Genomic DNA, 25,351 nt, shown 5'->3' on the forward strand with positions numbered 1-25,351 from the left:
TGGGTTTAGGTGAAGAACGTGGTGCGTTGCCGGTGCATGACCACCGATTCCACCAAGCCAATGGCCAAAAAGTTGGTCAGCAGAGCGGAGCGACCATAGCTGAGAAAAGGCAGGGGCAAGCCGGTAATCGGGGCTAGGCCAATCGTCATACCGATATTCACCACCGACTGAAACAGGATCATCGCCAGCACCCCGATGGCAATCAGGGATCCAAAATTGTCTTTGGCTCCTTGAGCAATGAAGATCAATCGCACACACACAATCCAAAGCAGAATCAACACCGTCAGGGTGCCGAAAAAGCCCATTTCCTCTCCAATCGCCGAAAAAATGAAGTCGGTATGTTGTTCGGGAATAAAGTCCAATTGGGTTTGGGTACCCTGCTGGATCCCTTGTCCCCAAAGGCCACCTGCCCCGATGGCAATGCGCGATTGGATCAGGTGATAGCCGGATCCCCAGGGTTCTTGGGCCGGATCGATGAAGATCTCCAGTCGCCGCCGTTGGTAGGGTTTAAGGAAGTGCCAAGCCACCTGCCCCAGATGTCCAGAAAGCAGGTTAATCACCCCAAACGTGACCGCTCCCGTCCAACGCCAGGGCAGCCGCCAAGCCGCCATACTCGCCATCCCTAAGCACCACAGCAACCACACCCACAGCATCCAGCTCAGTTCAGGACGAGTGTGGAGGCCGTAGAGAATTGCCCCTACCCCCGGTGACATGAGCAAAATGATCCAACTGCCCTTAGCCCCGGCCCAGTAGAGCATCGCCAGCAAAATCACCACAAACACCAGCGCCGTACCCAAGTTGGGCTGCAGAAAAATCAGCACCCAGGGGGGAGTAATCACAGCAACAGCTACCCAAATTTGACTGAAATACTTAATCGGCCAGTGGTGCAGGATGGCAGCCAGGGTGAGGATCACTCCCAGCTTGGCAAATTCCGAAGGTTGAATTTGGATCCCAGCGATGGAAAGCCAGCGCTCTGCCCCCCCACCCGCACTCCCAAAAAAGAGAACTGCGGTCAGTCCAGCTAACGTCAGGGCGTAGGTTACCCAATGCCAGCGCAAGAAGCGCTCATACGGGATCCGTGCCAAGGCCAAAAGGGGTACCAAACCAATCCCCGCCATGATCAACTGTTGGAGCCAGTAATGGCTAATGGGACGTTCCCGGACAGTACTGTGGATGGCCACAATACCAATGCCGGTTAAGACCAACACCGTCATCAACAAAATGCCATCGAATTCTCGCCAGGCGGCAAAGACTTGCCGGAGCTTCTTCCACGCCGATTGTGGGGATCGCGGCTGGGCCAAGGCCATAGAAGGTTCCATCCAGTCACACCGAAACCAGTGTAGACCCAGATGCAAGAGCAGCCCCGTCCGACTTTATTCCCAGTTCTGCAGTTGGCCCAACCAAGTGTCTAGCCAGGATCCCAGTTGCTCCCGTCGCCGTTCAAAATTGGCCGCCACCCAAATCAAGAGCAGCCCCAAGAGAATGCCAATCCCCCAGAGCAGGAGGGAGTAGGAGGCCACCAGCAGCCACCCCTGCCGCAAGACCCCCAACCCAAAGCTGAGGGTGCCTATAAACAGATAGGCCCGCACTTGTAAAGCCAAGCCCAGCAGCCCCAAGGCCAACCCCAATCCCACTGGCCAGAACCCCGCCCAAAGTTGACCCTGGGTTTCTATTAAGGTGACCAAAACCAAGGCCCCAGAGGAAAAGGAACGCAGCCAATGCCGACCCTGACGGGCGGAAGACTGTTGTAGCCCCGGATCCACCTGTGCCACGTACAGCAGGGATCCCACGAGAGGCAGAGCATAGAGGGTTAAAGAAGACCACTCCTGCCGCCAGCCATAATCCAGGAGGATCCAGTTACTCAACAACAAACTGACATAGCCGAGGCGCACTTGGGAGCGCTGAATGGATAAGAAGGCGTAGTACACCGCCCCGAGGAGAAGGTTGCTGCTGTTGATCTGGGTGGCGGTGAGGAGCAGGATCCCAATCGGCAAGACCAAAGCCGTATTCCGCCAGGGATCCGGCCACCACCCCCAGCGCTCCCAGGGCAGGAAGTAGTACACCAACCCCAACCAGCAGGCCAGGGATCCCCCCCATATCCCCAGATCCACCTCAGGTAGCCATAGAAGCAGTGCAATAGCCAGGATCCCGGCCCATTGGAAAGCGCTGAGGTAACACCAGAGGGATTGCACCCGGTGAGGGGAAGGGTTAGCGTCTTGGCTTGTAGGAGGGATGGCAAGGGTGGGTAAGAGGGCGGGCTTTCTCCCTTGCCAGGCGGCATAGGCTGCTAACCCTGCTCCGGTGAGCAGCCAGAGGTTTTCTCCCAGCTGACTGAGCTTCACATCCAAAAGAGCAGGCAAGAGCACCAAGCTGGCCCATCCCCAGTTGCCGGCAGCAACCCGACCCAGCCAAAGGGTTTCGATCTGGAGAACCGCAGTGATCCAGAGCGGGCAAAGCCGGTAGGCCAGAGCCAAGATCAACCCCAACAGACCGATCAGCACCAGTCCAGCCCCGAAGGATCCCCCCGATTGCTGACTGAGAAAGTAAATCCAGCCCTCATAGGCAGCAAACGAAACGCCAAAAGCGCCTAGCAGCCCCATAGGGTTATCCACAGAGTTATCGGGAGAGTTATCGGGACGAGGCCTTGGCTGAGATGGCTCCTGGGATATCGGGATCCCTTCCCGCCGCCCCAAACCCAATAACACGATGGAGAGGCCCAAGCTGCCCATACCCGTCAGCTCATTCCACTGGGCATGGGATCCCAGCCAGCCCAAGCCGGCATAGATCAAAGGCCCCACCCAGAAACTACTCAGCTGCCGCCAAGGTTGCCCCCAGGCTTTGAGGAACACCGTTCTTTCCGGCCCAATCCAACACAGGATCCCCAAACTCAGGTTAATCGCCGCCACCAGGGAGAGAATCTCCGGCAGAGTCGACGGGGATCCCATCCACCGCCACACTACAGCGCTGATCAGCAGCAGTTCCAAAGCCCAGCCTAGACCGTACAGCAGCGGATCCACGCTCGTACCCAAAACGGGGCTTGCCCCAGAGGACTCCGTCCCGTCGCCATCCTCGGTCTCGGAGCTGCCCGAATCTGGGGAAGGGATCCCGGCAGAGAGGGAAGCATAGAACGGGGTGATTTCCAGCCATAGCCGTACCCCAAAAGCCATCAGGGTCAAGATGAGGGCTAAAAACAGTCTCGCTGCGATGGGTTGGGAGCCGAAGCTGCTATCTCCTTGTGAAGCGCTGTTGAGCCTGATGAACACCATGAACAAGGTGCCGCTGCTCCAAAGCAGAAGTGACACACCCAAGATCCCGCCCCAGCGATCCAATGCCGTTTGGTACACCACCTGCAAACGCTCTGCCAGGTATTGGACTCCATAGCGACACAGACTGATTCCCAGCAACAGTGCAGCCAGGTAAATACCCCAATCCACTCCAGTCGGACGGAAGATCTGCCCCACCGCAGCAATCCCAAACCCCAGCCCTAGGGCTACCGTTAGCAGCGCGTAGGGCAAGCGAGCATACAGCCACACCTGGACGGCCACGAGCAGCATCCCCAACCCTAGCCCCAAGATCCGGCTCCACGGTGCCCCCAGAGTGAGCACCTGGGCCAGCAGAATTGAGATAACGGCCAAGAGCTCAAGGGTCTCTCTGGAAGGGATCCCCTGCCGCCACTGTCCCCCCGATGCTGCCCCCGACGTTGATTGAGAAAGGGATCCCGGCTCGGTCGGGGGAATGGCCGTCTCCGCGTCGCGTAGGGAATGCGCAGCATCATCCGGGATCCGGTTCCCGTCGGCAGGACGGAGTCCTTGCGCCTGAGGCATAAACTCCAGCGGAGGCCAAGCCAGCACCTGCGCTACCGTCAGCACCAGAGGCACAGCCAGCCAGAGCCAGTTGAGATGTCCTGTTTCAGGCCGCCAAGGAACATCCAGCAGTATCCCTCCTTTCGTTAAGAACGTGAGATAGCTCCCCCCGGCCAATACCAACCCAATCCAATCGGCACTGCGCTGCCACACCTGCAAACCTGGAGGCCGCCCCGCTAACCCCAACGGCCAACGGTACAGGGCCACCCGTCCTACCCATTCCAGCAGCGCCAGCACCAGCAAAATCACTCCCCAAGCCGACCAACCTAGGTTAGGAAGCTGCCAGCGGATCCCGGCCAGAAGGGCTGCCACCCCGTAGGCATGGGTGAGGAAGACCCAGCCGCGTAAGCGGTCGCGCAACGTAGTATCTTGCGTAGCAGGAAAGGGACGTTGGGCCGGCGAGGATGGCTCTGCTTCATCTCCGGCGGTTATTCCAGAGGGATAACTGGACTGATGCCACAGCCACCCGGCCAGGATCCCTGTCCCCAAAAGGAGGTGCCAAAAACGAATTGCCTCATTAGGCAAGCTCAGCAACAGCAGGGATCCGCCCAGCCCCAGCACCAACACTTCAGTGGGTCGCACCAAGTCCCTGAATCCAGACGCATCCGGATCCCGCTCCGCTGGGATCCCAGAACTTTCCTGGCGAGTTTCTCGTGAACCTCTCTGCCAACGGGCGGCCAAGCTCAGCCACAGCGCCTCATAAGGCAGTAGGGCGATCCCCAACAGGGTCCAAGGCCAAAAGAAGAACGGTTGACCCAGCCAGCCCCTCAGGAGAGCCAAAGTTGCCTCTCGCCACTCCCAGGGCAGCACCTGCCAAAAGGCCCAGAGGGTTTCCAAACCCAACACAAATAGCAACGCCAGATCCAGCGCCCGCTTGCTCCGACTCAATCGCCGCCAGAAAACCTGGATCCCCAGCAGGCTAATGATGGATAACTGCCAACCCAGCCAAGGTTGAAAGGACTCCGTCCGATCTGCCCCAGGGATCCCCCCCAAGGCCAAAAGCCAACCCAACCCCAGCAGCACTAATCCGGCTCGATGCCATTCCTGAGCAACCCAAATGGGCAGGGATCCCGTTTCGGCGGATTCTGGGGATTCTGGAGGTTCCGCATCCAGTTCAGCCTCTGGTTCGGATCCCAGATCTAGCCCTATGCTCTCGGGTTGGCTCCCCCGAGGCTCAAACACCTGAATCAGCCAGCCCAAAAGAGCCACCGCCAACCCCAACTGCCACACCTGCATTTGCCCTGTCAGCAGCCCTCGCAACACCAGCAGGGATCCGGCAGCCCCCAACAGCCATAGTTTGGATCCCCTTAGAGCCAGAGAGCGGCGACTCCAGGTGTAGGCCACCGTGCTGACAATGCCCAAGTAGGTGATCCCGAGGGGCCCCAACCCCCACAGCGTCTGCAAACTGGAGAGCGCTAAGAAATTCACCAAGGTACCGTAAAAGGCATAACCCGCCCCAGCGCCGGAAGCTCGTACCCGCCCCCAGGCCGCCAACGGGATCCCCACCAGCAGCCCCAGCGCAACCCCACGGATCCCCCAAGCCATGTTCAGGCCATCCAGCGCCCACACGTTCACCGGCAACAACAGCAGGGCGATCGCCTCCAGGGTTTGGCCAGTCAGGCGTAATCCTTCTTGCCGATGGGCCCACCAAGCCCCAGCGCCAAACGCAGCCGTATAAGCCAGGAGCACTCCGTATTGAGCCGTTGGGGAAAACTGCTCCCACTGGCTACCTGCCAACACCCCCGATGACACCACCACCAAAAACAGCCCCAACACCAACAGCCAGCGCACACTCAGTTCTGCCAGCAGGTTTTGCAGCATCCGGCCCACCCAAGATGGTTGAGGAGAGAGGGATCCCGTCGCCTGGGGTGTACCGGTTGTGGAGGGTTGGGTCTTTGGTTCGGGTGGCGAAGCAGCTTCTACCTGAGATGCCTGTTGTGCAGTTTGTGGAGTTGAAGAGGGCAGGGATCCCGGTAGTGCCGCATTTTTCTCTTGCACCATGCGCGGGATCAACACCAAGTCGATCACCTGGCCAATGCCCAACAGCCCAAAGGTACACAGCCAAAGTAGCCCGGTTCGCCAGCGTCCCAGGTAAAACCGGTGTATGCCACATATGCCAAACAAGGCTAGGCCCCATAGCACGTAGGCAGGCCCAATTCCCGCAGGTACCGATGCCCCAGAAGCTGAAGGGATCCCGCCCGTTGGAATAGCCGCTGATGTAGAAGACTGCTCCCCTTCCGCTAGCTCCCCCGGCTGATCCAGTTGATACACCTCCGCGATGGAACGCACCTGATCGGGTGTAAGTAAGCCCAGCTCCACCCAAGCCCGTAACCCCCGCAACACCGTTTGTCGGGATCCAGAAATGGTGAAGTTAAATTGATAAGACCGCGAGTCTTCTGCGGGTGAGGATCCCATGGCTAGACTCCTTAAGCAAGCAGGATTTAGGCCACCGTTACTCTAGGCCAGATCGTTCCTGCAAGCCGCGTTTCTCCCAAATTCAAAAATATTGCTATTGAATGGCTCAAGGTTGAATTTTTTCCTGGTTTTCCCAGTCAACTCTCAAGCCAGTACTCTCGCCAAAAAGTAGGCCATCATCCCCAATACAATCGTCAGGAGCAAATTTCGACTCCGCCAACTCACGGCTAGAGCCACCAACGCCCCTAGCCAACGCGGCCAGGCTGATAAGGGATCCCATACCCCCCCCGGGATCAGCACCTCTGGCACCACAATCGCCATTAGTACAGTCGGGGGCACATACCGCAATGAGCGAACCCAAGTGGGCGGCAACTCCACCTTCTCCCCGAGGGCTAGGGGCAGATAGCGAATGGTGAAGGTGATCAGCTAACGCAGCAGGAGCCCCGCGCTCTCCCGGAGGGGTTCGCGTAAGCGTGCCGTAGGCATAGCGTCGGGAGGAATGCAAGTTCAACGTGCTCCGCACCAACGAACATACAGACAACCCTATTCTGATGAGATACAATAGGACTATGAATCAAGTCCTGACTATCTCCTGTAAGCTCAAGGTGTCCGAGTCGCAAGCCACAAAACTGGATGCGACCTTGGATGCTTTTGGGCAAGCGCTGAACTGGGTGAACCAGAACACGCCGGAAAAGATCGTCAACGCCGTCAAGCTCCAATCCCTTTGCTATTACCAGATTCGCAACCGCTTTGGCTTGTCGAGCAACTTGGCTCAACAGGTGTGCCGTCGAGTGGCGGGCTCTCGCAAGGTTGCCAAACAAAAGAATCGCCCAGTCAAAGCGTTCAAAGGTAGCTTTGTCACCTACGACGCTCGGATTTTCTCGTTTCGGGAGAAGGACTGGACGGTTTCCTTGACAACCGTTGAGGGTCGTGAGCGGTTTGGGTTGGCCATCGGCAACTACCAGCGGGGGATGCTCAAAGGTTCCCACCCCAAGTCTGCCACCTTGGTCAAGCGACAAGATGGCTCTTATTACCTCCAGATTTGCCTGGAGTCCAAACCACCCAAGCCGCAAGGCGGGGATAAGGTGTTGGGTGTGGATTTGGGGCGAACAGATATTGCTCACACACAGTGCTCCGCACCGCTAACGCGAACGGAGGGGCAGCACTGGAATGGACAAGACATAACCAAGGTTCGGGACCACTTTGCCAGCTTGAGAGCGAAGCTCCAGCACAAGGCCAGTAAGGGCACACGCAGTTCTAGACGCAGATGCCGTCAACTGCTGCAACGGTTGTCTGGCCGGGAGCGTCGGTTTCAAAGTTGGGTGAATCACAATGTTTCCAAACGCATTGTTGCAACCGCCGAAGCCCTTTCTGCCAGCATTGCACTGGAAGATTTGACAGGGATCCGGGAACGGACGAATCAACAGCCTCGCAACAAGACCGAGCGCAGACGCAGTAACAGTTGGGCGTTCCACCAGTTGAGGTTGTTTATCGTCCTCCGGACGACCCAGAGGGTCATTGGCTACAAGGCGTTGCGGTCTGGGGTCAAGGTTGTGTTTGTGGACCCTAGGTACACCAGCCAAACCTGCCACCGCTGCCTGCACATTCATTCCGATCCCGACCAGTCGTACCGGAGGGGTAAGCAGTTCCAGTGTGGGCATTGTGGTTGGTATGGGGATGCAGACTTTAACGGAGCCAAGAATATTCGTGCTCCGCACCGCTGGCGCGACCAAGCAATCGGGGCGCTTGTAAACCGCCCTGGAGGTCCCTGGTTATCTTGCCAGATAACTGGAGGGCTACTGAAAGCCTGCGCTCTACCCGCTAGGGTCAGCGTCGGGTAGTTTACGGCCATACCCAAAATGAGCAGCCACTCTAGCTCCATAAGTCACCCATCACTTGAAATCCAATGGCGGTCAGGCAGTATCTGTTCGGGTGGGATCCCGATCTTATGCTCCCACTTGGTAGGCTGATGATGCGTCTGATGCGTCTTCAACTCATTTCATTCAACGGGATCCCTGGGAAGTGAGGCTTGGGGTTCGGGGGACTCGGGGATCTGGGTTTCCATCCAATAACCCACCAGCACTCCCACCAGCACGGAGAAAATCAACCCCAACTTGTGGGGCCAGCCAAAGGTGAGGAGAGCGAACCCCCCTGCACTGAGCACAGCAAGGCCCATCGGCAGGGTCACCACATAGGGCACCATCATGCCGATAAAGGTGACGCTCATGGCAAAATCCATCCCCCACCCTTGGGTATCCGGGATCCTCTGCCCGACTGTCAACCCCAGCAGTGTGGATACCTGCCAGGCCAAGTACATCAAGCCCGCCGCCCCGAGGTAGAAAAGGCCATGGGTACTAGACAGTAGATGCTGGAAACTGAGCGCAGATTGTGCAGATTGCTCTGATTTTAAGAAGCCCAGTTCATCAGGGTCTTGCTCTATTCAGTGTTCTACTGCGTTCTGCTGCCCCACAGCCTCCCAATCACACCTCCGTCGGGATCCCGTGGATCTTGCCGCCGATCATCTGCCCTAGCCGTGAAACCGTAAGCTCCGCTACTGGAACGGGTTCAGAAACTTGTCCACCGCTAAACACCATCACCCGATCACTGTATTGCATAATTTCGTCCAAGTCGGCTGAAGTAAACAGAATCGCCGTGCCGGTTTGGGTGCGCTCTAACAATTGACCCCACACCCATAGGGTCGACTCGATATCCAGTCCTCGCGTCGGGTGTTCCATCAGCAACAGCGTCAGGGGGGTAGGCAGAAGGGCCAGTTGGCTACGTTGCTGGTTCCCTCCCGAAAGTTGCTCTACCCGACTGTGGGTGTGCCCGCGAATGCTGAAGTGCTCGATGGCCGCTTGGGCTTGTTGACGGGCCAGGGACCAGTTCACCCAGGGATCCCGTTGCTGCAGGGCAAAATGCTCTTGTAAGGTCAGTCCAGGGATCAACCCTTCTCGCAGGCGATCCGCCGGAGAAAAACCCACCCCGCGCCGCAAATACTCTGCATAGGGTCGGCCCGCCATCTCTTGCCCTTGCAGCCGGATTCGTCCCTGAAGGGGGGGCAACAACCCCGCACAAGCCAGTAACAATTGCCGTTGCCCGCTTCCTTCCAACCCCGCCAGACCGATCACCTCCCCCGCTTGTACTCTCAAATCGGGCAAAACAAGGGTGAGATGATCCTGTCGCAACAGCAGCGAGCGGAGCTCCAGTAAGGGATCCCCTTGCAGAACCCCTAGGCGGGGCCGACCGGGAGCTGCCAATTCCCGTCCAAACATTAGGTCAATCAGCCTTTGTTCTAGGGAGGTGGAGCGGAAGTCGTTGATAGATGCTTCTTCAACAGATAGAGAATGGCCTTGGGGAGTGTTCTGTCCCCTCACTGGAAGGGATCCCACCACCTGACCCTGCCGCATCACCGTCACCCAGTCGCAAAGCCGTTCCACATCCTCCAGTTTGTGAGACACAAAGATCACCGATTTACCCTGATCCGCCAATCGGCGCAACGCTGCAAACAAGAGATCCTTTTGGGAGGCAGAAATGCCTGTGGTGGGTTCGTCCAAGATCAGGGTGTTGATCCCCAGCGAGAGCAACCGCAAAATTTCCAGTTGTTGCCGCTCCCCCACCGTTAGGTCGCCAATGACCCCCTCTGGGCTGAGGTCAAAACCAAACTCTTCACACCCTTTCTTGAGCTGTTTTCGGCTTTCCCCACGCCCTAAGCCAAAGCGCCCCGGTTGTCCGGCAATAAAGTTTTCCAGCACCGTTAGAGACGGGAAATCCAGGGGATCCTGGTGCAACATGCCAATGCCCAGGCGAATCGCGGCGGCGGGGCTGCCGATCTGAACCGGTTGCCCATCTACACGAATCTCCCCCTGATCACAACGCAAGAAGCCACTGAGGATCTTGACCAGAGTACTTTTGCCCGCCCCATTTTCTCCCAACAGGCCGTGAATGGTGCCCGCCTCTACCAGCAAGGACACCTCTCGGTTGGCCTGTACTGTTCCGAAGCGTTTGTGAATGTTGAGTAGTTCGATCTTCATGGTGCTTATGCTAGACCGCTGCCCCTCAGGGGAAAAGTTCCGACACAGACATCATGCTACCGATATGCCCAAAGAGTTTTGATATAAGCAGTCGGCTTTCTTGCAGGAGAGGCTTCTCTAGCCATGCTCTTGAAGTCAAAAACTAAAACTCGTGCATTATCACCTGGGGGCGTCTCCCAAAGTGGCGCGTCCTCAAAGGGTCGACTCGATTTCAGGACGGCCAGAGGGGAAGGGGCGGCACTTCCGCTTTAGAGCAGCTCATCAATCCACAACAACACCTGTCGCAGCTCAGCCCCAAGGACTCCCCCTTGTTCTAGATTGATCTCCACCAACTGCTTAAGGGCAAGCAGCTTGATGTTCGCCTCCACGGCAGCAGTGGCAATCGCGGGTGCCCCCGGCAGATAGCCACTAGCCCCTAGATCCAGGAGGGCGGCCCGCCGCAGATGTACATTTTCGTGAGCCAACATCGGCAACAGGCGCTGGGCAAAAGCAGGATCCTGCGTGAGGCGATAGCAAGCTCGGGCCGCTGCACATTGCAACCGCAGCGAGTCGTGCTCCAGATAGGGGTGGATGTGTTCTAGGCTTCCGGGAGGTTGGAGCTGCCCTAGGGCTTCGATGAGAGCCTCGAGAGCAGCCAGAGCTTCGGTTTCTAGCCCCTGCTCCACGAAGTGCAGCCCTTCGATCAACACGGCCCCCAACTCGGCAATATTCTGTTGAAGGTTCTGTTGAAGGGCAATTTCCGCTAGGGCTTGGGCCGCCGCCGCCACCACCTGACCATCGGAACACCGCAGGGCCTTAATCAAGGCCGGGATCCCTTCAGTAGACCCCAATTTACCCAGGGCACGAGCGGCATTGCGCCGCAGCGGGTAGCCCCCCTGAGCCGTGCGATCGGTTTCATCCGCCAATGCCTCGATCAAAGCTGGGATCCCGGCTTGAATCCGCATTCGCCCTAGCCACCAAGCCGCATAGTAACGTTCCCCCGGATCCCCGTAGCGCAACTTGGCGATCTGTCCAGCAGGGGTCAGATCCACTGGCGGATGGGGATCCCGAGGAACGGCTGTCGTCATGAACTGGAAATTTGAGGCGGGACTAAGCACTACGAACGCTGACGATCTTGGCTCCCGACTTGAGCACCCGCTGCATCGTCGCCGACAGTTGATCGGCAGAAACAAAGATTTGTTGGTTGGATTTACGTACCCGGCTAGAGGTGGCCAAGGCAGAGTCAGGGTTGAGCAAACGAGTCACTTCCACACAGAACATGCGGTCGGATGCGCCCGTTGGCGGCCCTAGGTGCTTAGAAATGGGGCTGGGGGGCAACAGACCCCGTACTCCAATGCGCCGAATCGCCGGGGTAAAGCCAGTTGCCAAAGCTGTCATCAAGCGCGGTCTAGGCCCCTGGGAGCGATCGTTGTTGGCGTAGCCACCGTAGAGGGCAAACATATTGGTGAAATCGCGGGTGGAATAGGAGCGACGGTACTCAAAGCCGCGCGGGTAGGGGACGATGTTGTCGCCGAAGGATTCCAGATATTCTGGGCTATCGATGTAGGAGTCGATTTCCGCTCCATGACCACCAGCTTGGTAAATATCCAGGTGGCGGGCAATATCTTTACCATCTGTAGGGGCACGGCCCAACAGATGTTTGAAGTTGAGTTCGATAGCCCGGGTTTGGGAGTTGGGGTAGAAAAACCGCTTTTTATAGGCTTCGGATTTGGCGATCAAGCGTACAAATTCCCGTACCGTCAAACTACCTTGGCGCAGCAGCGATTCGGCACTGGCCAATTCAGCTACATCGGCCCCAAACAAATGATCGTTGCCCAACACCTGACGATAGATGGCCCGCAGCACGGCATTGATCTGATCCTGGCTGGCATTGGGGCGCAACTCCAATGGGGTGCTATCCGTAATGCCCCGGATCCCCATCTGGCTTGCCACTGTGATTGCACTCATGCTGATTCCCCTGATTGATTGAACTGAATTGACAAAAGGCTTTCGTGATATCCCTCTGGGCCTTGGAAGCAAGATCACCCGAGTATCGGCTAGATCAAAGTGGAGCAACAGCAGTGCTCCCCCATCCGGAAGATCGAACCCTCACCCAAGCAGGGCAGAAGAGATCCATCCACCAGGCGATAGGCTCACCCCCATTGCCCCCAATGACCTTTCCTCAGAACTGGCCTAGAGTGCTTAACCCTCTTGGCAATCCCCAGAATCACCCGGATCCCACTCTAGGCTGAGCTGGCTTAGCTGAGGGCGTTGATGGCGTAGTCGATGTAGGTGTTGGCTTCCGTAGCCGCTTGTCCACTCAAGCCATGGTTGGCTTTGATGTAGCGCAGGGCTTCGATGAACCAGCTGGGGGAGAGTTCAAAAGCGGTGTTGATCTCGCGGATCCCGGCCAACTGGTACTCATCCATAGGACCAGTGCCACCCGCCACCAAGCAGTAGGTGATGTAGCGCAGGTAGTGGCGCACGTCACGAGCACACTTGTCTTTGCCGGCTTGGTTGTTGCATTGTCCACCCGGCTGGGTGGTGTAGGGGAACTTGGCGTACACTGCCTCGGTGGCACCGCGTACTAGTTCATCAGCGCGGTTGGTCAGGGCTTGAGCCGCTTCCATGCTGGCGGCAGCACGCTGCAGGCGGCCATTGATGGCCTGCAATTCGCTGTTGCTCAGATAGCGCCCTTGGCTATCAGCGGTGGCAATGGCGTCAACAATCGGGGTTTGCATGATTCAAAACGCTCCTTTACTTAAGCTCGACGCAAAAAAACAAAGCAAAAATTCAACAAGGTGCAACTGCAAAAAGAAGATTGTTTCCTCACGGGATCCCAACAATACGGTCTCGATCCCACCGCGTGGGTACTCAGGACTGGAACTGGGACGGAAGCCCAATCCGGCTCAAACCACTGCAGCAGCGGCGCGATCAAAATAAGACTCCATTTCTGCTACCAGCGCACTGCAATCGCCACGGGTGATGCCATTGGGATCGTTCACCACAGCCACGGCGGCTTTCTTCATTTTTTGGATGCCATTGGCAACCGAGCTGCCGGGGGTACCCAGAGCTTGGTAGGTTTCCCGCAAGCCGTTCAAGCAGCGCTCGTTCAAAACACTGGCATCCCCAGCAGCCAAGGCATAGGTGATGTAGCGGAGGATAATGTCCATATCCCGCAAACAGGCAGCCACATTACGGCTGGGGTAAGCAGGGCCACCAGGAGCATTCAGGTTAGGCTCTTCGGCGAACAGCTCACGGATGGCATCGGTAACGATCTTGGAGGCATTGCTGGTGAGGCGGTTGACGGCATCCAAGCGCTTGTTGCCTTCGGCAATCACTTGCTGAAGGGCAGAAAACTCGTTGGCCCCTAGAAAAGCACCTTTGGAATCGGCTTGTGCAACAACTTTGCCAAATACATCATTCATGGTTTCGGATCTCCCTAGCGAAAGCAAAAGAGGTTATGTATCTACATCCCGGTTCCACGCCACTGAGAACAGACACTTTACGGGAATGGGAGGGTGCTTGGATCCCTGTTGCCGAGGAGCACTGTTGCCAATAGAAACAAACTCACCGACGGGATCAAAGCCAGTAGAACCAAGATGGGCAAGCAATTTCCTTCCATTCCCAGCCACAGTAGACCAACCCCCGAGGGCCATAACCACTCGACAGCGCAACCTTCGGGATCCAGCGCTCAAGGGATCCCCACCGGTGCTGCACACCCCGCAGAGCGGGATCGCTAACGGCAATCTCAACTGGGCAGACGAGGAAAAGCTGGCTCGCCTTGTTTCCAGTCCTTTTCTACCCCGAAGGCAGGAATCGATTGAGTCAAAAAATGTAAAGGGGCTTTACCTGACGCAAAAGAGCTTAGATCAGCTCTCACTACGGGATCCGGACCCATTCCCTCTACCCTTCATGGGCATAGTTTTTACAAAAGAATAGATTTCTTGATGCAATGTTATAACGCAAAGAAAAATGTAGAACCCGATTCTGGTTTTGGGGCTTGGATTAGAGCCATTCTCAGTGTACTGATGAACATTCTCATAAACCATACATAATTTAATATTTGTCGAAATCCTTTGTTGGGGCTGAGGTTGAGGGCAAAATCGGAGAAGCTCCCCCTCGACGACCTGAAATTTTCGGTATACACCTTTACAGAACTTTTGAGTGCTCGCTGATGTCTGCTTCATCCCATCCCCACTTTTCCCCAGAGCTGCTCCAGATGGCACGCTGGTTGGCAGGAGACTTCTGCAACCGGGAACAAGCCTGGGAAAATCCACCGTTTTTTGCACAAATTCGGGTTGCCTATCGCCCGTTGCCCACTCCAGCTTTGTCGGGGATCGGCTTTTATGTGGAGCAAGCCTATGGCGGCCATTTGGAGGATCCCTATCGTCAGGCAGTGGTGGAATTGAGGCAAACCAGATCTGGGATGGTGATCCGCAACTATCGACCGTTAGAGCCGGAGCGATGGCGGGGATGTGCTCGGGAACAGCCTGACCGGCTGAGGCATCTGCAGGTTGCGGATATCACCTATCTGCCAGGGTGTGATGTGCATGTGCAGCAGCAGGGATCCCGCTTTGTGGGCGCAACGGAACCAGGACAGAAGTGTTGTGTGGTGCGCAAAGGCCAAACCACCTATCTGCAAACCCGCATTGAACTGAGCGAAAACCAATTGAGCAGCCACGATCAAGGCATGGATCCGACAACCCATGAGCAGGTTTGGGGGGCTTTGGCGGGGGCCTTTCGCTTCCAAAAGATCACCGATTGGCAATCCGAGTTACCTATGATCTCAGGAATCTAGCTTGGATCTAGCACCTCAACCCCCAAGTTAACTGCGCTCTTGCGCGACTGCCAGACACCAGCCCTGTGTACACTGTCCTTGAACTGGGATCCACTCCAACCCATCCTGCTGAGCAACTGCAAAGGGTTCTGTTGGAAAGCGCCAGTTCATTCTCTGTTCAACTTCCTGTTCAACTGAAGTGGGATCCATGCACACCCTGCCTGGGAAGCTAGCCAGACAACTGGATGGATTACAGTGGGGATCCCTCTGGGGTGTCCTGCTGGCACTGGTTTGTTTTCTGGGCAGCAGTGGGTGTTCCGGCCAAAGTGAGTCTGCGGCTCCCCCATTGGTACTGCCTCCGCCCCAGTTGGGAGCCGAATCGATCCCGATGCCGGTGCGTACCCTGGGCAACAGTCGCTTTAAATTGCTGGGCTTGAATGTGGGGGTGGCAGGAAGAGGTGCTGAGTTGCTCCTGGATACGGGGTCAGCAGGGCTGCGCATCCTGTCTAGTGCAGCGGGTGCTTTTGGCTTAGAACGGACAACGACCCCTTCTACTGTGACCTTTGGGGATGGCACTCAATTCATCGGCGTCTTGGCGCGTGCTCCCTTCAGTTTGGGGGGGATTCAAAGTCGAGAACCCGTGACGCTGCAGTTGATCGACCAAGTCACCTGTGTGGATGCTTTGGTGGGGGGCTGTTCGGAAACCTTGTTTGGGGAAGGGCGGCCCTTTGCAGGGATCCTCGGTACAGCTTTGGATGAGCGCAGTGCGGATCGGGAGGTGTTTAGTCCGCTCACGCGCTTACCGGGCAATTTTCGTTCGGGTTACATCCTCCAAACCGGCGGATTTAACTCTCCCCAAGGTATTTTCACGGTGGGGCTGACGGAGGCCAACACCGCTGGTTTTAATTTTCGACAATTTCCACAGGTAGGCACCTTTCCGGATGGCACTCCCATTTGGCGGGATGAGGCCCTACAAGTTGCTTATACTATCAGTAATACTTCTATTCAAAATATCCTGAGTCCCACTCAATTTGATAGTGGTTCTTCGGATATCTTTCTGAATGTCAGTTTGTTGGGAGCAGCGCCCTTTTCCACCTCTACCTTGCCAGCAGGGGCAGAGTGGCGGGCAGTTTTGGAGGGGGCTTTTGACTATCGCATCCGGGTGGGTTTTCCGGTTACCCCCAGTCGGGATCGCATTTTCGTAAATGGGCTTTTGAATAAACAGTTGTTGGGTATGCCACTGTTTTTTAATGCCGATATTGCCTTTGATGTCGAGCGGGGGCGGATAGGTTTTCGCCTGCGCTAACGGGTGAGATGGTAACAGGCCGAGTTGTGGAGCAGAATCGAGGATGCGAAGTCAGATGCCAACTCAGGAGGGAAGCCGATTCCTCCCAGGAGAAAAGCGACTATCCAGATGGCTTGCCTGGATCGGTTGGCTGCTGATCGGTTGGCTGGGGTTATCCATGCCGGTGTGGGCCTTGAGCCTAGGGGATCCCTTGCCGGAGTGGGCCAAACCGATGCCTGTGGGGCGGCAGCAGGTACGGGGTGTAGAACACGACCAAGGCCAAGACCAGATTCGCGCCTATGGCAACGAAGCGGGGCAGGTGTTTTGGATTCAAATCCAGAGCCGATCGGATCTCCCGCCAGACTATCGGGAGTATTTGGGAGAGTATCAGCAATTCCCGCCGCAGGTGGTGGAAGTGGTGCCCTTGCGGGCGCGCACATTGCGCTTTCGCCAGGGATCCCGCAGTGCTGAATGGCGGGTGATGGGCATGAGCGGCCAGTTTCAAGCGGAAGCCATTAGTCAGGATCTTGCCCCAAGAGGATTCAACCGGCAGGATTGAACAAAAGATTGAACCAATGCCAGCCTGAGGAGCAGGTTGTGTCTATGCTCAGTCTTGGCGGTTGCAACAACCCATTGCACCAAAGAAGGCACGCCAGCAGGAACGTCAGGAAGGGCTAGGAGCGGACAGCGGCCAATTCCGCTAACAGTTGCTTGCGCAGGGGCAGGATCTCTTCCAAAACCGATTGAGCCGTTGGGTAGCGCTCGTCGGCATCAGTGGCGATCATACGCTCCAAAATGGCCAACAGACGGGGATCCCCAAATCCAAAGGGAATCGCTTCCTCCAGAGATTCCCCGATCTCCGGCAGGGTTCCTGTAGACATTTCCACCGCCACCCGACCGAGGGCAAAAATATCGCTGTTGAAGCGGGGCCGCCCAGAATATTGTTCGTAAGGAGCATAGCCGATGGTGCCGATAAAGCTGGTGACATGCTCGCTCGGCTGGTCTTCGATGCGTTTGATGGCGCCAAAGTCGATCAGAGTAAAGTAGGTACGCTTATCCCCCTGGGTTTGGATGATGTTGGAGGGCTTGATATCGCCATGTATGACGCCGTGCTGATGCACAAAAGTGAGGATCTTGAGAAGCTCGCAGAGAAAGTAAGCTGTTTGGGCCGGTGACCAGATCACCCCCTGGTTAGATTGTTGCCGCAGCGAGGATCCCGGCACGAAATTCTGCACGGTGTAAAACTGCCCATCCTCTTCAAAGTGGGCCAGCAACTTGGGGATATGGGGATGGCTGCCCAGCTTTTCCAGAATATCGGCCTCCCGTTCAAAGGCTGCCTTGGCGATCTCCATCACCTTTTTGTGCTCGTCTGTCCAGTCTTTGCCCTCTCCATCTTTATCGTCCATGCGCTGTAGACGCTTGATGACACAGCGAGGGTTGCCAGGGCGGTGGGTATCGCGGGCCAAATAGGTCTGGCTAAAGCCCCCAATACCCACTAAACGTTCGATTTGGTAACGCCCCTTGCCAACGCTGTTCTGCTGCTGGGGGGCGCTGGCCCTTTTGGTTGCAGCCAGCGTGATTTGGGAGCGGATGCGGGCCAGTACCACCTCTGGGTTGAAGGGCTTGGTAATGTAGTCATCAGCACCCAGATCAAAGGCCGTCACCATCGTGTTGGAATCCGTGCGACTGGAGAGGATCAGGACGGGCAACTCCATGCGGGAACGGGCCGAACGGATCATTTGCAGCAACTCCAAGCCACTCAAACCCGGCAGGGCCAATTCCATCAAGACCAAATCTAGGGGGTGATGGACAATTGCCTCTAGGGCCTTAGCCCCGCTCTCCACCACCACAGCACTATATCCGGCCTGCTCCAATCGGAGCTTCAGCTGCTGATTAACTGCTGGGTCTTCGTCTACCAACAGGATTTGGCCAAGCGGCTCTCCAGACACCATCGCAGTCGCTCACGCAGCGCTGAGTTGAGTATATCTAATAACAATGACAATGCGTGGAGGTTGCCGCCGGGATCCCCATCCGGTTGGCCTTGCTAGGATTGGGGGGGATTGGTGTTGTGGTTATGGATTTTGGCTATGGAAAAGAATGAGGTTTGGAAGGTATTTCTGAGCAATCCTGTTCCTTTCTGTGGGGGTTTGCTGAGCGGCCTGCTGGGTTTGGATATCAAGCAGGATCCCCTCCGCAGTTGGCTGGAATCTCAGGGGCTGACGGTGGAGGAAAAGCCAGGCAGTACGGGTGGCCCCACATCTATCTCCATTGAATGAGCGTACAGTGAATGGGTGTACAGAGTCGGGATCCCTTTGCTACAGGCGATTCCCTGATCTCTTGCGCTAGTGGAAGGTGCTACGCACCGCTAACGCGAACCAGAACAGAGCAGGGGTGCGAGGTGAACCGATGCTCCGAAAACCAGCCAGAATGAAAAAGTTGCGCCGACAGAGATGGCGGTGGGGAGGGGTACTGTTGTGGGGGGTATGCAGCAGCCTTGTGGCTACGCAACACCCGCGCGACCCGCTCCTGCCCACGGCCTTTGCCCAATCCCTTGATCCATCAACTGCGGCGACAACCTCGGATCAAGCCTCCCTAGATTGGCTGGAGCGCTACAATACCGCTCTGCGTCAACTGCCCCCCTTGCCCAATTTGCAGTACCGCCAGCAGGTGCGGGTCGAGGGATCCCAAACCTTTACGGCCACATTGGATGTGCTCTACCGCCGCGATGGCAGTTGGCAAGCTTGGGTGGCGGAAGGGGATCGAATTCGTCTGTTGGATTCGCGGCAGCTGGAGGTGGTGAACCAATCGGATCTGCTGGGTCTGTATTCGGTGTATGTAAACCGGCCTGAGGCGCTGCTGCCCTCGGTGGGATTCAATCTGGAGGCTCCTCCAACTGCTTACCGTGTTCTCTCCTCAGAACGGGTTGATTTGGCGGGATCCCCTGCCCAGCATTTGCGTCTGGAACCGATTCAGGAGGGCCAATTGCGGGAACTGTGGCTGGATCCCGAATCGGGGTTGCCGCGGCAGGCGTTGCTGTTTCTGTCGGGTGTGTGGGGACAAGCCTATGCTCTCATTGGGTTTACGGCTGTACCCGCTGAAGGGGGAGTGAGCTATTGGCTACCGGAGAGCACCCGCATCCATTTGGGCTATGGGTTTTGGACGTTGGAGGGCCTGACTCGCCGGGTGTTTAGGGGATCCCTTTCCATTCAGCACGACTATCAGGAGCATCGAATTTTGCCGGAGGGAACTCAGCTGCGCTTTGTCCCCTCACAACCTCCCGTCGATGATCTGCCAGTGGTGGCCGGGTTGTCAGATAGTACCCCACCCATTGAGTTGGGGGATGTGCAGGCGCTGGGAGTCGATGAGCAGGGCAACCAACAGTTCAGCATCGGTATTGGCGGGCGCAGCTCACCGGAAACCCCCCTAGAGGATCGGATTGCCGCTTTTAATCTGACTCGTCCGGCTAGCCGCAGTGTGTTGACCCAAATCGATACATTAGCCTTCTTACCCCTTGGCTCTGACCGGTTGCCCATCTACTTGTTTCAATTCGATACGGGCCGTCCCCTGTCGCCGTTGCAGGGGATAGACAGCCCCAGGGTGGATCCCAACGAGGTCTTCAGCCCCAGGCCACCTGCCCTCAAACTGTTCGGAGATTGAACGATTCCCATGCTGACGGATGCTGCCTATGGCCTGATCCCCGTGATGCCTGCCGACCCCGCCCAGGGATCCCCCTATCTGTATCTCCTCATTCAGCACCAAAAAGGGCATTGGGCCTTTCCCAAGGGACACAAGAATGGTTCAGAAACTGACCTAGAAGCCGCTCAGCGAGAACTGCAGGAAGAAACCGGGTTAACCGACTATCGGGTGCTCACCCTGCCCCATCAATCCACCCCCCTGACGTTACAGGAGACTTATCATTTCACCGATAAACAGGGCAACGTGATCGCCAAAACCGTTACCTACTACGTTGCGCTACTCCCACCCCAATTCCCTCCCCCCACCCTTCGCCTACAACCGGAAGAGGTGGCAGACTACCGTTGGTGCTCTTTCGGTGAAGCCCTAGAGCAAATTAGCTTCGAGGAAAGTCGGCAGTTGTTGCGCCGCTGTCAGTTCCAGTTGGATCAACTTTTAAGGAATGCTTAGCATTTTCCCAGGGGCTTTCAGTATTCTTACGGAAGAGATCCATCTTTCTTAACTTCTATACTCAGGGACGAATCAATATTGGCGTCAATACTGATCAAGATCTATCTTATGGCTGTTCAACTTGACTTGGCTTCAGGTCTCGGTATCAAAGCTGGGCTCTTGGATCTGAAGGATCTTTCATCTAATGTTTTTCATCAATTTTGTGCATCTATGCTTCATAGATATTCAGAAAAGCTTGATATTGGCTGGAGCTGTTTTTCAGATCAGATAAGGGTATAAGTGTGAGGAATCACTTCAGCATGACTCAGTTAATGGATCGCCCAGCCGTTTTCATGGAAGTTCCCACCCATTTATTGGAAGTAAAGCCTGGTTTTACGGGAATTGTTCGCTATCAGGATGACTCCATTGCTACAGAAGAGCTCAGCTCTTGGTCACTGTTTTTTAGTCAAGGTCGGTTTGTTTTTGCCAGCCACAGTCTTGACCCGCTAGAGCGGTTGGATCGTCATTTGCGCCGCCTGAGTCATCAGATTCCCTCCTTGACTCGTGAGAAATGCCTGCGCATTCGTCAGCAAGCAGAATCCCTTTTAATCCAAGACTCTGGCTCTATGGCAGCAGATTTTCAGGTTTTGGGTTGGCTGGCAGAAGAGCAACTGCTATCTGCTGAGGCGATTCGGAAATTAAGCGCCTGGATGAGCGAGGAAGTGCTGCAAAACTTGCTGCTTTCCCCCAGCCAAGATTTGAAAAAGCAGATGATCCGCCTCGGGACTCTACCTGCCCTTGGCCAGTGGGAAGTGGGATCCCTGCTCAGTCACCTGCAAAAGCGGCTGGAAGCCTGGTATGCCTTGGGCCCTCAAATTACATCTCCCTACCAACGGCCCTACTTCACCAGTCGTGCCCAGGCAGAGCGCCTGCCACCCGAACAACAGGAGCAACTCAGCCAACTGCTGCGGGGGTTTAGTTTTCGTCAACTCAGTGCCCTGCTCGATCAAGATGAACTGCTGATTGCCCGCCGTGTTTATCCTCTGATCAACGCCGGCATCATCGTGTTGCGGGATCCCCAGCCTCCCTTTAACCAATTGCCCAAAACCTATGTCGCCAGGGCTGCAACGGTGCCAACCCTATCGGAAGCTCCCACCACACCCCTGCAAGCGACCGCCGCGCTTGCCAACGGACTCCAGGATTTGCACCCAACCCCTCGAGCCACCCAAACTTGGACTGTAGCGTGCATTGACGATAGTCAAGCCATGTTGAGTGAGATCTGCCGTCTGTTGGAAGGACAAAACTTGGCCATTCACACCATCAGTGATTCCCTAAAGGCCCTGATGAAATTGACCAGCCTCAAGCCGGATTTGATCCTCCTGGATGTGGGCATGCCCAATATAGATGGCTACCAACTGTGCGGGTTGATTCGCAAATCGTCTGTCCTGAAAGAGGTGCCCGTGGTGATGGTCACCGGCCACAAAGGGTTGATCGATCGGGTGAAAGCGCGGATGGCTGGAGCTACCGACTACCTGACCAAACCCTTTCAGCAGGAGGAGTTGCTGCAGATTGTCTTTCGGTACCTCAGCTAGGGATCCTGGGGGTTGGCGCGTTCGTAAGTCTTGTCGGATTTTAATTTGCTGGAGGAGTTGTCATGGTAACGGTGCTGGTGGTGGAAGATGTGGCCTCAGAGCGGCAGATGATCAGCGACTATCTCAGAGCGGAAGGGTATCAAGTGGTGCCTGCGGCCAATGCGACAGAGGCCCTACAACACCTTCGCACGGACAAACCAGATGTGGTGTTGACGGATTTGGTTATGGAAGGGATGAGTGGTTTGGAGTTATGTCGCTTAATCAAGAAAAACCCGGAAACCCGAAAACTACCAGTTGTGGCTTGTACCTCCAAAAACCAAGAATTGGATAAGCTGTGGGGGATGAAGCAAGGGATTGATCTTTATCTCACCAAACCGTTTAGCCGCGAGGAGATTATTCGCGCGGTCAAATCAGTGATGGTCAGCTAAAGTTTGTCCTTAAGTTAAGCAATGGGGTGAGAACCGCGATGGTGGTAGGTTTTTCGCCACAGGCAGATTCCTCCATCCGTACAGGAGAACTGTACTTGCAGCTACAGGTGCAATCAGGTTTTCAAGGGGTTTTGCCCTTGTCCTTTGCTCAGGAAGCGTTGATCGTCACTCCCCGGCAATTTACCCTACTGCCCAATCAACCCGCTTGGGTGTTGGGTCTGTTTAACTATCGCAACCAAGTGATTTGGGGGCTGGATCTGTCCCAGTTTCTTGGCTGGGATCCCTTGGACTTTGGCCTGCCCGAGTATCACCTCGTGGTTGTGCGCTTGCAAGCTTTGCGGTTGGGTTTGGCAGTACAGCTGGTGAAGGGAGTGACCCGGCTCGCAGCAGATCGGATTCAATCGGTGTCGGGATCCCCTGGGGATGGTTGGGGTGAAATCCCGATCAGCAATCCCTGTTTCAGTGGCCAGGTGATGGATGGAGGGAATCCCTTATGGGTACTCAACCCGAAGGGGATCGCCCAACAGCTGGATCAAGCCCGTGCCGGTAGCTGATGATCTCAATCTTGAGCACAGCTCAGACCCGAATCGTTATTCTTCTGCATTCTTCCTCAGGCCAAATCCATGGTTTCCTCTTCTCGCTCTTCTCTGTCTTCTAAGCTGCAGCCGCAACGAAAGGTGGCGGGATCCCGTCTAGCCCCGGCCATTAGCCTTTCCCTGGGGCTAAGTTCGCTGTTGTTCGCCATTTCTGCCGGCACGGTGGCGCGGACATACTTTGGGTTTAACCCCACCATTTCTCGGCAATTTACCCTGCAAAACCTGAGCGATCAGGTGATTTATTTGGACGAAGTCTTGACCATGTCTGCCCGCATGGGAGCCGCCACCGGGGACTTGGCTTGGGAAGAGCGCTACAAGAGCCACGTGCCACAATTGGATGAGGTGCTGGCAGAAATTGAGCAGTTGGATCCCGTCTCCTACGAAGCCTATGCTGCTCAAACCACAGAAGCGAATATTAAATTGGTGGACTGGGAGGTGGAAGCTTTTGACTTGATTCGGGCCGGCGAGCAGGAACAAGCCTTCGAAGTGCTCCACAGCCCTGAGTACGAGGAACAAAAGCGCATCTATGCCGAGGGGATCAACCAAACCATCGAAGAAATTCGCAGCAACATTCAGGCCAGTCTTTTGCTCTATGAGCAGGAGCTGTTGCGCTCTCTGATTCTTTCCGGCATCAGCTTCCCGATTTTGTTGGTAAGTTGGGGCACCATTTTGATCTTGGTGCGCAATTTTGTGCGGGAACGGAATGAAACCTACGAGCGGCAAGTCTCGGACACTCGATTGGCCCAACGGTTTGCCGATATCGCCCGGATCCGCCAAGACCAGGAGCTGATCGATCCCCTGACTGACCTGTTGAGCGAAATCCAGCAACGCTATGGGGCAGAACGGGTCGCCGTCTACCGCCTCACCCAGCCGGAAGAAGCTCAGGTGATCGCCGAGGCCCGGGGCAACCGACAAACTAGCACGTTAGGGACTCAACTGAGCGGGATCCCGGCCCCCATTCAACAGGCCCTCAACAACGGGCAAGTTTACGCCTTTAGCCAAGTGCCCACAGCAGAGCTGAGTGCCGACTACATTCAAGTGCTGGCCACGGCCCAACTCAAAGCGGAGATGGTAGCTCCAGTGATGCGCGGCGATGAGCCCTACGGCTTTTTGGTGGTGGGGCGTGCCCAAAGCCATAACTGGTCTGAAGAAGAACAGGACAATCTAGCGGAGTTGGCCAACCGCCTGGGACAGGCCCTGAGTAACCTAGGGGCACTGGAACAAAAAGCAGTGGCAGCACAAGAAAGGGAACGGGCCGAAGCCCTCCAAAAAGAGCTGCTTCAGCTGATCAACGACGTGATGGAGGCCTCCCAAGGTGATCTGACGGTGCGAGCCCAACTGACCGCCGGACAAATTGGCATCGTCGCCGACTTTTTCAACGCCATCATCGAAAGCCTGCGGGATATCGTCACCCAGGTGCAGCAGGCTGCTGGTCAGGTGAACAACTCCATCGGTAGCAACGAGGTGGCCATCCGCGAACTGGCGGATGCAGCCCTGAAGCAAGCCACCCAAATTGGCGAGACCCTGCGTTCTGTCGAACAGATGACCCTCTCGATTCAGGAGGTTGCCGAGAAGGCCCAGCAGGCCGCCGCTGTATCCGAGTCTGCCGCCGCCACCGCCACCGCCAGCAGCCTCACCATGGATCGCACGGTACAAAACATTCTGCAACTGCGGGAAACCGTTGCCGAAACCGCCAAAAAGGTGAAGCGTTTGGGGGAATCTTCCCAACAAATTTCCAAGGTGGTGTCGTTGATCAATCAAATCGCCCTGAAAACCAACCTCTTGGCGGTGAATGCCAGTATCGAGGCAGCCCGCGCCGGCGAAGAAGGGCGAGGCTTTGCCGTGGTAGCCGAAGAAGTAGGGGCACTGGCAGCCCAGTCTGCAGAAGCCACCCGTGAGATTGAACGCATCGTGGAAGGGATCCAACGGGAAACGGGCGAAGTGGTTCAGGCGATGGAAACCGGCACCAGCCAAGTGGTGGAAGGAACCCGCCTGGTGGAAGATGCCAAACAAAGTCTGGGGCAAATTGTGGAGGTATCGCGGCAAGTGAACCAACTGTTCCAGGCTATCGCCCAATCCACCGACTCCCAGGCGGATGCTTCCCAGATGGTGCGCCAGCTGATGGAACAGATCGCCAGCATCGCCACCCACACTTCAGAAGCCTCGCAACAGGTGGCCAACTCGCTGCAAGACACCGTGGCCGTGGCCCGCAAACTCCAAACCTCCGTATCCACCTTCAAGGTGGGGGAGGCTGTTTAGA

At 56.2% G+C, this 25,351-nt stretch carries 21 protein-coding genes; 11 read left to right on the forward strand and 10 right to left on the reverse strand.

What is annotated here, in order from left to right; genetic code table 11:
- Positions 1–5: 5 nt before the first annotated feature.
- The 3 genes from rodA to JX360_RS05475 all read right to left on the reverse strand — a co-directional run bounded on the left by rodA (position 6) and on the right by JX360_RS05475 (position 6,704).
- Positions 6–1,319, reverse strand: coding sequence for a rod shape-determining protein RodA (gene rodA / locus JX360_RS05465; protein ID WP_244349590.1), 1,314 nt, complete (start codon positions 1,317–1,319; stop codon positions 6–8).
- A gap of 54 nt (positions 1,320–1,373) precedes the next feature.
- Positions 1,374–6,278 carry a TM2 domain-containing protein gene (locus JX360_RS05470; RefSeq protein ID WP_244349591.1) on the reverse strand — a complete coding sequence of 1,635 codons (4,905 nt, stop codon included), beginning with the start codon at positions 6,276–6,278 and terminating at the stop codon, positions 1,374–1,376.
- 144 nt (positions 6,279–6,422) lie between these two features.
- The gene (locus tag JX360_RS05475) at positions 6,423–6,704 is read right to left on the reverse strand and encodes an AzlD domain-containing protein (protein ID WP_279611279.1); all 282 of its coding nucleotides are present in this window, start codon (positions 6,702–6,704) and stop codon (positions 6,423–6,425) included.
- Between the two features lie 143 nt (positions 6,705–6,847).
- On the opposite strand from JX360_RS05475, the gene JX360_RS05480 reads away from it, so the two are divergent.
- A complete protein-coding gene (locus JX360_RS05480) occupies positions 6,848–8,119 on the forward strand; it encodes an RNA-guided endonuclease InsQ/TnpB family protein (RefSeq protein ID WP_244349593.1) in 1,272 nt (423 codons plus the stop codon).
- A 158-nt stretch (positions 8,120–8,277) separates the two neighbouring features.
- Here JX360_RS05480 and JX360_RS05485 read toward each other — a convergent pair whose 3' ends face one another.
- From JX360_RS05485 to JX360_RS05510, 6 genes are all read right to left on the reverse strand, one after another.
- On the reverse strand, positions 8,278–8,598 hold the full coding sequence (locus JX360_RS05485; protein WP_244349594.1) for a hypothetical protein: 321 nt from the start codon (positions 8,596–8,598) through the stop codon (positions 8,278–8,280).
- A gap of 160 nt (positions 8,599–8,758) precedes the next feature.
- Positions 8,759–10,309: an ABC transporter ATP-binding protein gene (locus JX360_RS05490; RefSeq protein ID WP_244349595.1), complete on the reverse strand. Its 1,551-nt coding sequence runs from the start codon at positions 10,307–10,309 to the stop codon at positions 8,759–8,761.
- A gap of 248 nt (positions 10,310–10,557) precedes the next feature.
- Positions 10,558–11,376: a HEAT repeat domain-containing protein gene (locus JX360_RS05495; protein WP_244349596.1), complete on the reverse strand. Its 819-nt coding sequence runs from the start codon at positions 11,374–11,376 to the stop codon at positions 10,558–10,560.
- A 22-nt stretch (positions 11,377–11,398) separates the two neighbouring features.
- Complete coding sequence (locus JX360_RS05500) at positions 11,399–12,256, reverse strand: phycobilisome rod-core linker polypeptide (RefSeq protein WP_244349597.1); 858 nt, start codon at positions 12,254–12,256, stop codon at positions 11,399–11,401.
- Between the two features lie 290 nt (positions 12,257–12,546).
- Complete coding sequence (locus tag JX360_RS05505) at positions 12,547–13,029, reverse strand: globin family protein (protein ID WP_244349598.1); 483 nt, start codon at positions 13,027–13,029, stop codon at positions 12,547–12,549.
- 168 nt (positions 13,030–13,197) lie between these two features.
- The gene (locus JX360_RS05510) at positions 13,198–13,716 is read right to left on the reverse strand and encodes a globin family protein (RefSeq protein ID WP_244349599.1); all 519 of its coding nucleotides are present in this window, start codon (positions 13,714–13,716) and stop codon (positions 13,198–13,200) included.
- Positions 13,717–14,465: 749 nt separating this feature from the next.
- Here JX360_RS05510 and JX360_RS05515 point away from each other — a divergent pair.
- From JX360_RS05515 to JX360_RS05525, 3 genes are all read left to right on the forward strand, one after another.
- The gene (locus JX360_RS05515) at positions 14,466–15,089 is read left to right on the forward strand and encodes a chromophore lyase CpcT/CpeT (protein WP_244349600.1); all 624 of its coding nucleotides are present in this window, start codon (positions 14,466–14,468) and stop codon (positions 15,087–15,089) included.
- 187 nt (positions 15,090–15,276) lie between these two features.
- Positions 15,277–16,374 carry a pepsin/retropepsin-like aspartic protease family protein gene (locus JX360_RS05520; RefSeq protein ID WP_244349601.1) on the forward strand — a complete coding sequence of 366 codons (1,098 nt, stop codon included), beginning with the start codon at positions 15,277–15,279 and terminating at the stop codon, positions 16,372–16,374.
- A gap of 55 nt (positions 16,375–16,429) precedes the next feature.
- Positions 16,430–16,912, forward strand: a complete 483-nt coding sequence (locus JX360_RS05525) for a hypothetical protein (RefSeq protein ID WP_244349602.1) — start codon at positions 16,430–16,432, stop codon at positions 16,910–16,912.
- 115 nt (positions 16,913–17,027) lie between these two features.
- On the opposite strand, the gene JX360_RS05530 is transcribed toward JX360_RS05525, so the two are convergent.
- Positions 17,028–18,305, reverse strand: a complete 1,278-nt coding sequence (locus JX360_RS05530; RefSeq protein WP_244349603.1) for a protein kinase domain-containing protein — start codon at positions 18,303–18,305, stop codon at positions 17,028–17,030.
- Positions 18,306–18,440: 135 nt separating this feature from the next.
- On the opposite strand from JX360_RS05530, the gene JX360_RS05535 reads away from it, so the two are divergent.
- The 7 genes from JX360_RS05535 to JX360_RS05565 all read left to right on the forward strand — a co-directional run bounded on the left by JX360_RS05535 (position 18,441) and on the right by JX360_RS05565 (position 25,350).
- Positions 18,441–18,629, forward strand: a complete 189-nt coding sequence (locus JX360_RS05535; RefSeq protein ID WP_244349604.1) for a ssl0294 family protein — start codon at positions 18,441–18,443, stop codon at positions 18,627–18,629.
- A gap of 130 nt (positions 18,630–18,759) precedes the next feature.
- A complete protein-coding gene (locus JX360_RS05540) occupies positions 18,760–20,010 on the forward strand; it encodes a LolA-like protein (protein WP_244349605.1) in 1,251 nt (416 codons plus the stop codon).
- 9 nt (positions 20,011–20,019) lie between these two features.
- Positions 20,020–20,496, forward strand: coding sequence for a bis(5'-nucleosyl)-tetraphosphatase (locus tag JX360_RS05545; protein ID WP_244349606.1), 477 nt, complete (start codon positions 20,020–20,022; stop codon positions 20,494–20,496).
- A gap of 299 nt (positions 20,497–20,795) precedes the next feature.
- The gene (locus JX360_RS05550) at positions 20,796–22,067 is read left to right on the forward strand and encodes a response regulator (RefSeq protein ID WP_244349607.1); all 1,272 of its coding nucleotides are present in this window, start codon (positions 20,796–20,798) and stop codon (positions 22,065–22,067) included.
- Between the two features lie 62 nt (positions 22,068–22,129).
- Positions 22,130–22,495 carry a response regulator gene (locus JX360_RS05555; RefSeq protein ID WP_244349608.1) on the forward strand — a complete coding sequence of 122 codons (366 nt, stop codon included), beginning with the start codon at positions 22,130–22,132 and terminating at the stop codon, positions 22,493–22,495.
- 38 nt (positions 22,496–22,533) lie between these two features.
- On the forward strand, positions 22,534–23,049 hold the full coding sequence (locus tag JX360_RS05560) for a chemotaxis protein CheW (RefSeq protein ID WP_244349609.1): 516 nt from the start codon (positions 22,534–22,536) through the stop codon (positions 23,047–23,049).
- A 69-nt stretch (positions 23,050–23,118) separates the two neighbouring features.
- Complete coding sequence (locus JX360_RS05565) at positions 23,119–25,350, forward strand: methyl-accepting chemotaxis protein (protein ID WP_244349610.1); 2,232 nt, start codon at positions 23,119–23,121, stop codon at positions 25,348–25,350.
- Position 25,351: the final 1 nt, after the last annotated feature.

Source organism: Thermostichus vulcanus str. 'Rupite' (assembly GCF_022848905.1).
In the GTDB taxonomy this organism is placed as follows: domain Bacteria; phylum Cyanobacteriota; class Cyanobacteriia; order Thermostichales; family Thermostichaceae; genus Thermostichus; species Thermostichus vulcanus_A.

Excerpts from the sequence above, each read along its gene's own strand:
- JX360_RS05470 (WP_244349591.1), bottom strand. The coding sequence starts at position 6,278 with ATGGGATCCTCACCCGCAGAAGACTCGCGGTCTTATCAATTTAACTTC.
- JX360_RS05535 (WP_244349604.1), top strand. The coding sequence starts at position 18,441 with ATGGAAAAGAATGAGGTTTGGAAGGTATTTCTGAGCAATCCTGTTCCT.
- JX360_RS05565 (WP_244349610.1), top strand. The coding sequence starts at position 23,119 with ATGGTTTCCTCTTCTCGCTCTTCTCTGTCTTCTAAGCTGCAGCCGCAA.
- JX360_RS05525 (WP_244349602.1), top strand. The coding sequence starts at position 16,430 with ATGCCAACTCAGGAGGGAAGCCGATTCCTCCCAGGAGAAAAGCGACTA.
- JX360_RS05530 (WP_244349603.1), bottom strand. The coding sequence starts at position 18,305 with ATGGTGTCTGGAGAGCCGCTTGGCCAAATCCTGTTGGTAGACGAAGAC.
- JX360_RS05495 (WP_244349596.1), bottom strand. The coding sequence starts at position 11,376 with ATGACGACAGCCGTTCCTCGGGATCCCCATCCGCCAGTGGATCTGACC.
- JX360_RS05555 (WP_244349608.1), top strand. The coding sequence starts at position 22,130 with ATGGTAACGGTGCTGGTGGTGGAAGATGTGGCCTCAGAGCGGCAGATG.
- JX360_RS05550 (WP_244349607.1), top strand. The coding sequence starts at position 20,796 with ATGACTCAGTTAATGGATCGCCCAGCCGTTTTCATGGAAGTTCCCACC.
- JX360_RS05480 (WP_244349593.1), top strand. The coding sequence starts at position 6,848 with ATGAATCAAGTCCTGACTATCTCCTGTAAGCTCAAGGTGTCCGAGTCG.
- JX360_RS05515 (WP_244349600.1), top strand. The coding sequence starts at position 14,466 with ATGTCTGCTTCATCCCATCCCCACTTTTCCCCAGAGCTGCTCCAGATG.
- JX360_RS05490 (WP_244349595.1), bottom strand. The coding sequence starts at position 10,309 with ATGAAGATCGAACTACTCAACATTCACAAACGCTTCGGAACAGTACAG.
- JX360_RS05520 (WP_244349601.1), top strand. The coding sequence starts at position 15,277 with ATGCACACCCTGCCTGGGAAGCTAGCCAGACAACTGGATGGATTACAG.
- JX360_RS05545 (WP_244349606.1), top strand. The coding sequence starts at position 20,020 with ATGCTGACGGATGCTGCCTATGGCCTGATCCCCGTGATGCCTGCCGAC.
- rodA (WP_244349590.1), bottom strand. The coding sequence starts at position 1,319 with ATGGAACCTTCTATGGCCTTGGCCCAGCCGCGATCCCCACAATCGGCG.
- JX360_RS05500 (WP_244349597.1), bottom strand. The coding sequence starts at position 12,256 with ATGAGTGCAATCACAGTGGCAAGCCAGATGGGGATCCGGGGCATTACG.
- JX360_RS05510 (WP_244349599.1), bottom strand. The coding sequence starts at position 13,716 with ATGAATGATGTATTTGGCAAAGTTGTTGCACAAGCCGATTCCAAAGGT.
- JX360_RS05560 (WP_244349609.1), top strand. The coding sequence starts at position 22,534 with ATGGTGGTAGGTTTTTCGCCACAGGCAGATTCCTCCATCCGTACAGGA.
- JX360_RS05540 (WP_244349605.1), top strand. The coding sequence starts at position 18,760 with ATGCTCCGAAAACCAGCCAGAATGAAAAAGTTGCGCCGACAGAGATGG.
- JX360_RS05505 (WP_244349598.1), bottom strand. The coding sequence starts at position 13,029 with ATGCAAACCCCGATTGTTGACGCCATTGCCACCGCTGATAGCCAAGGG.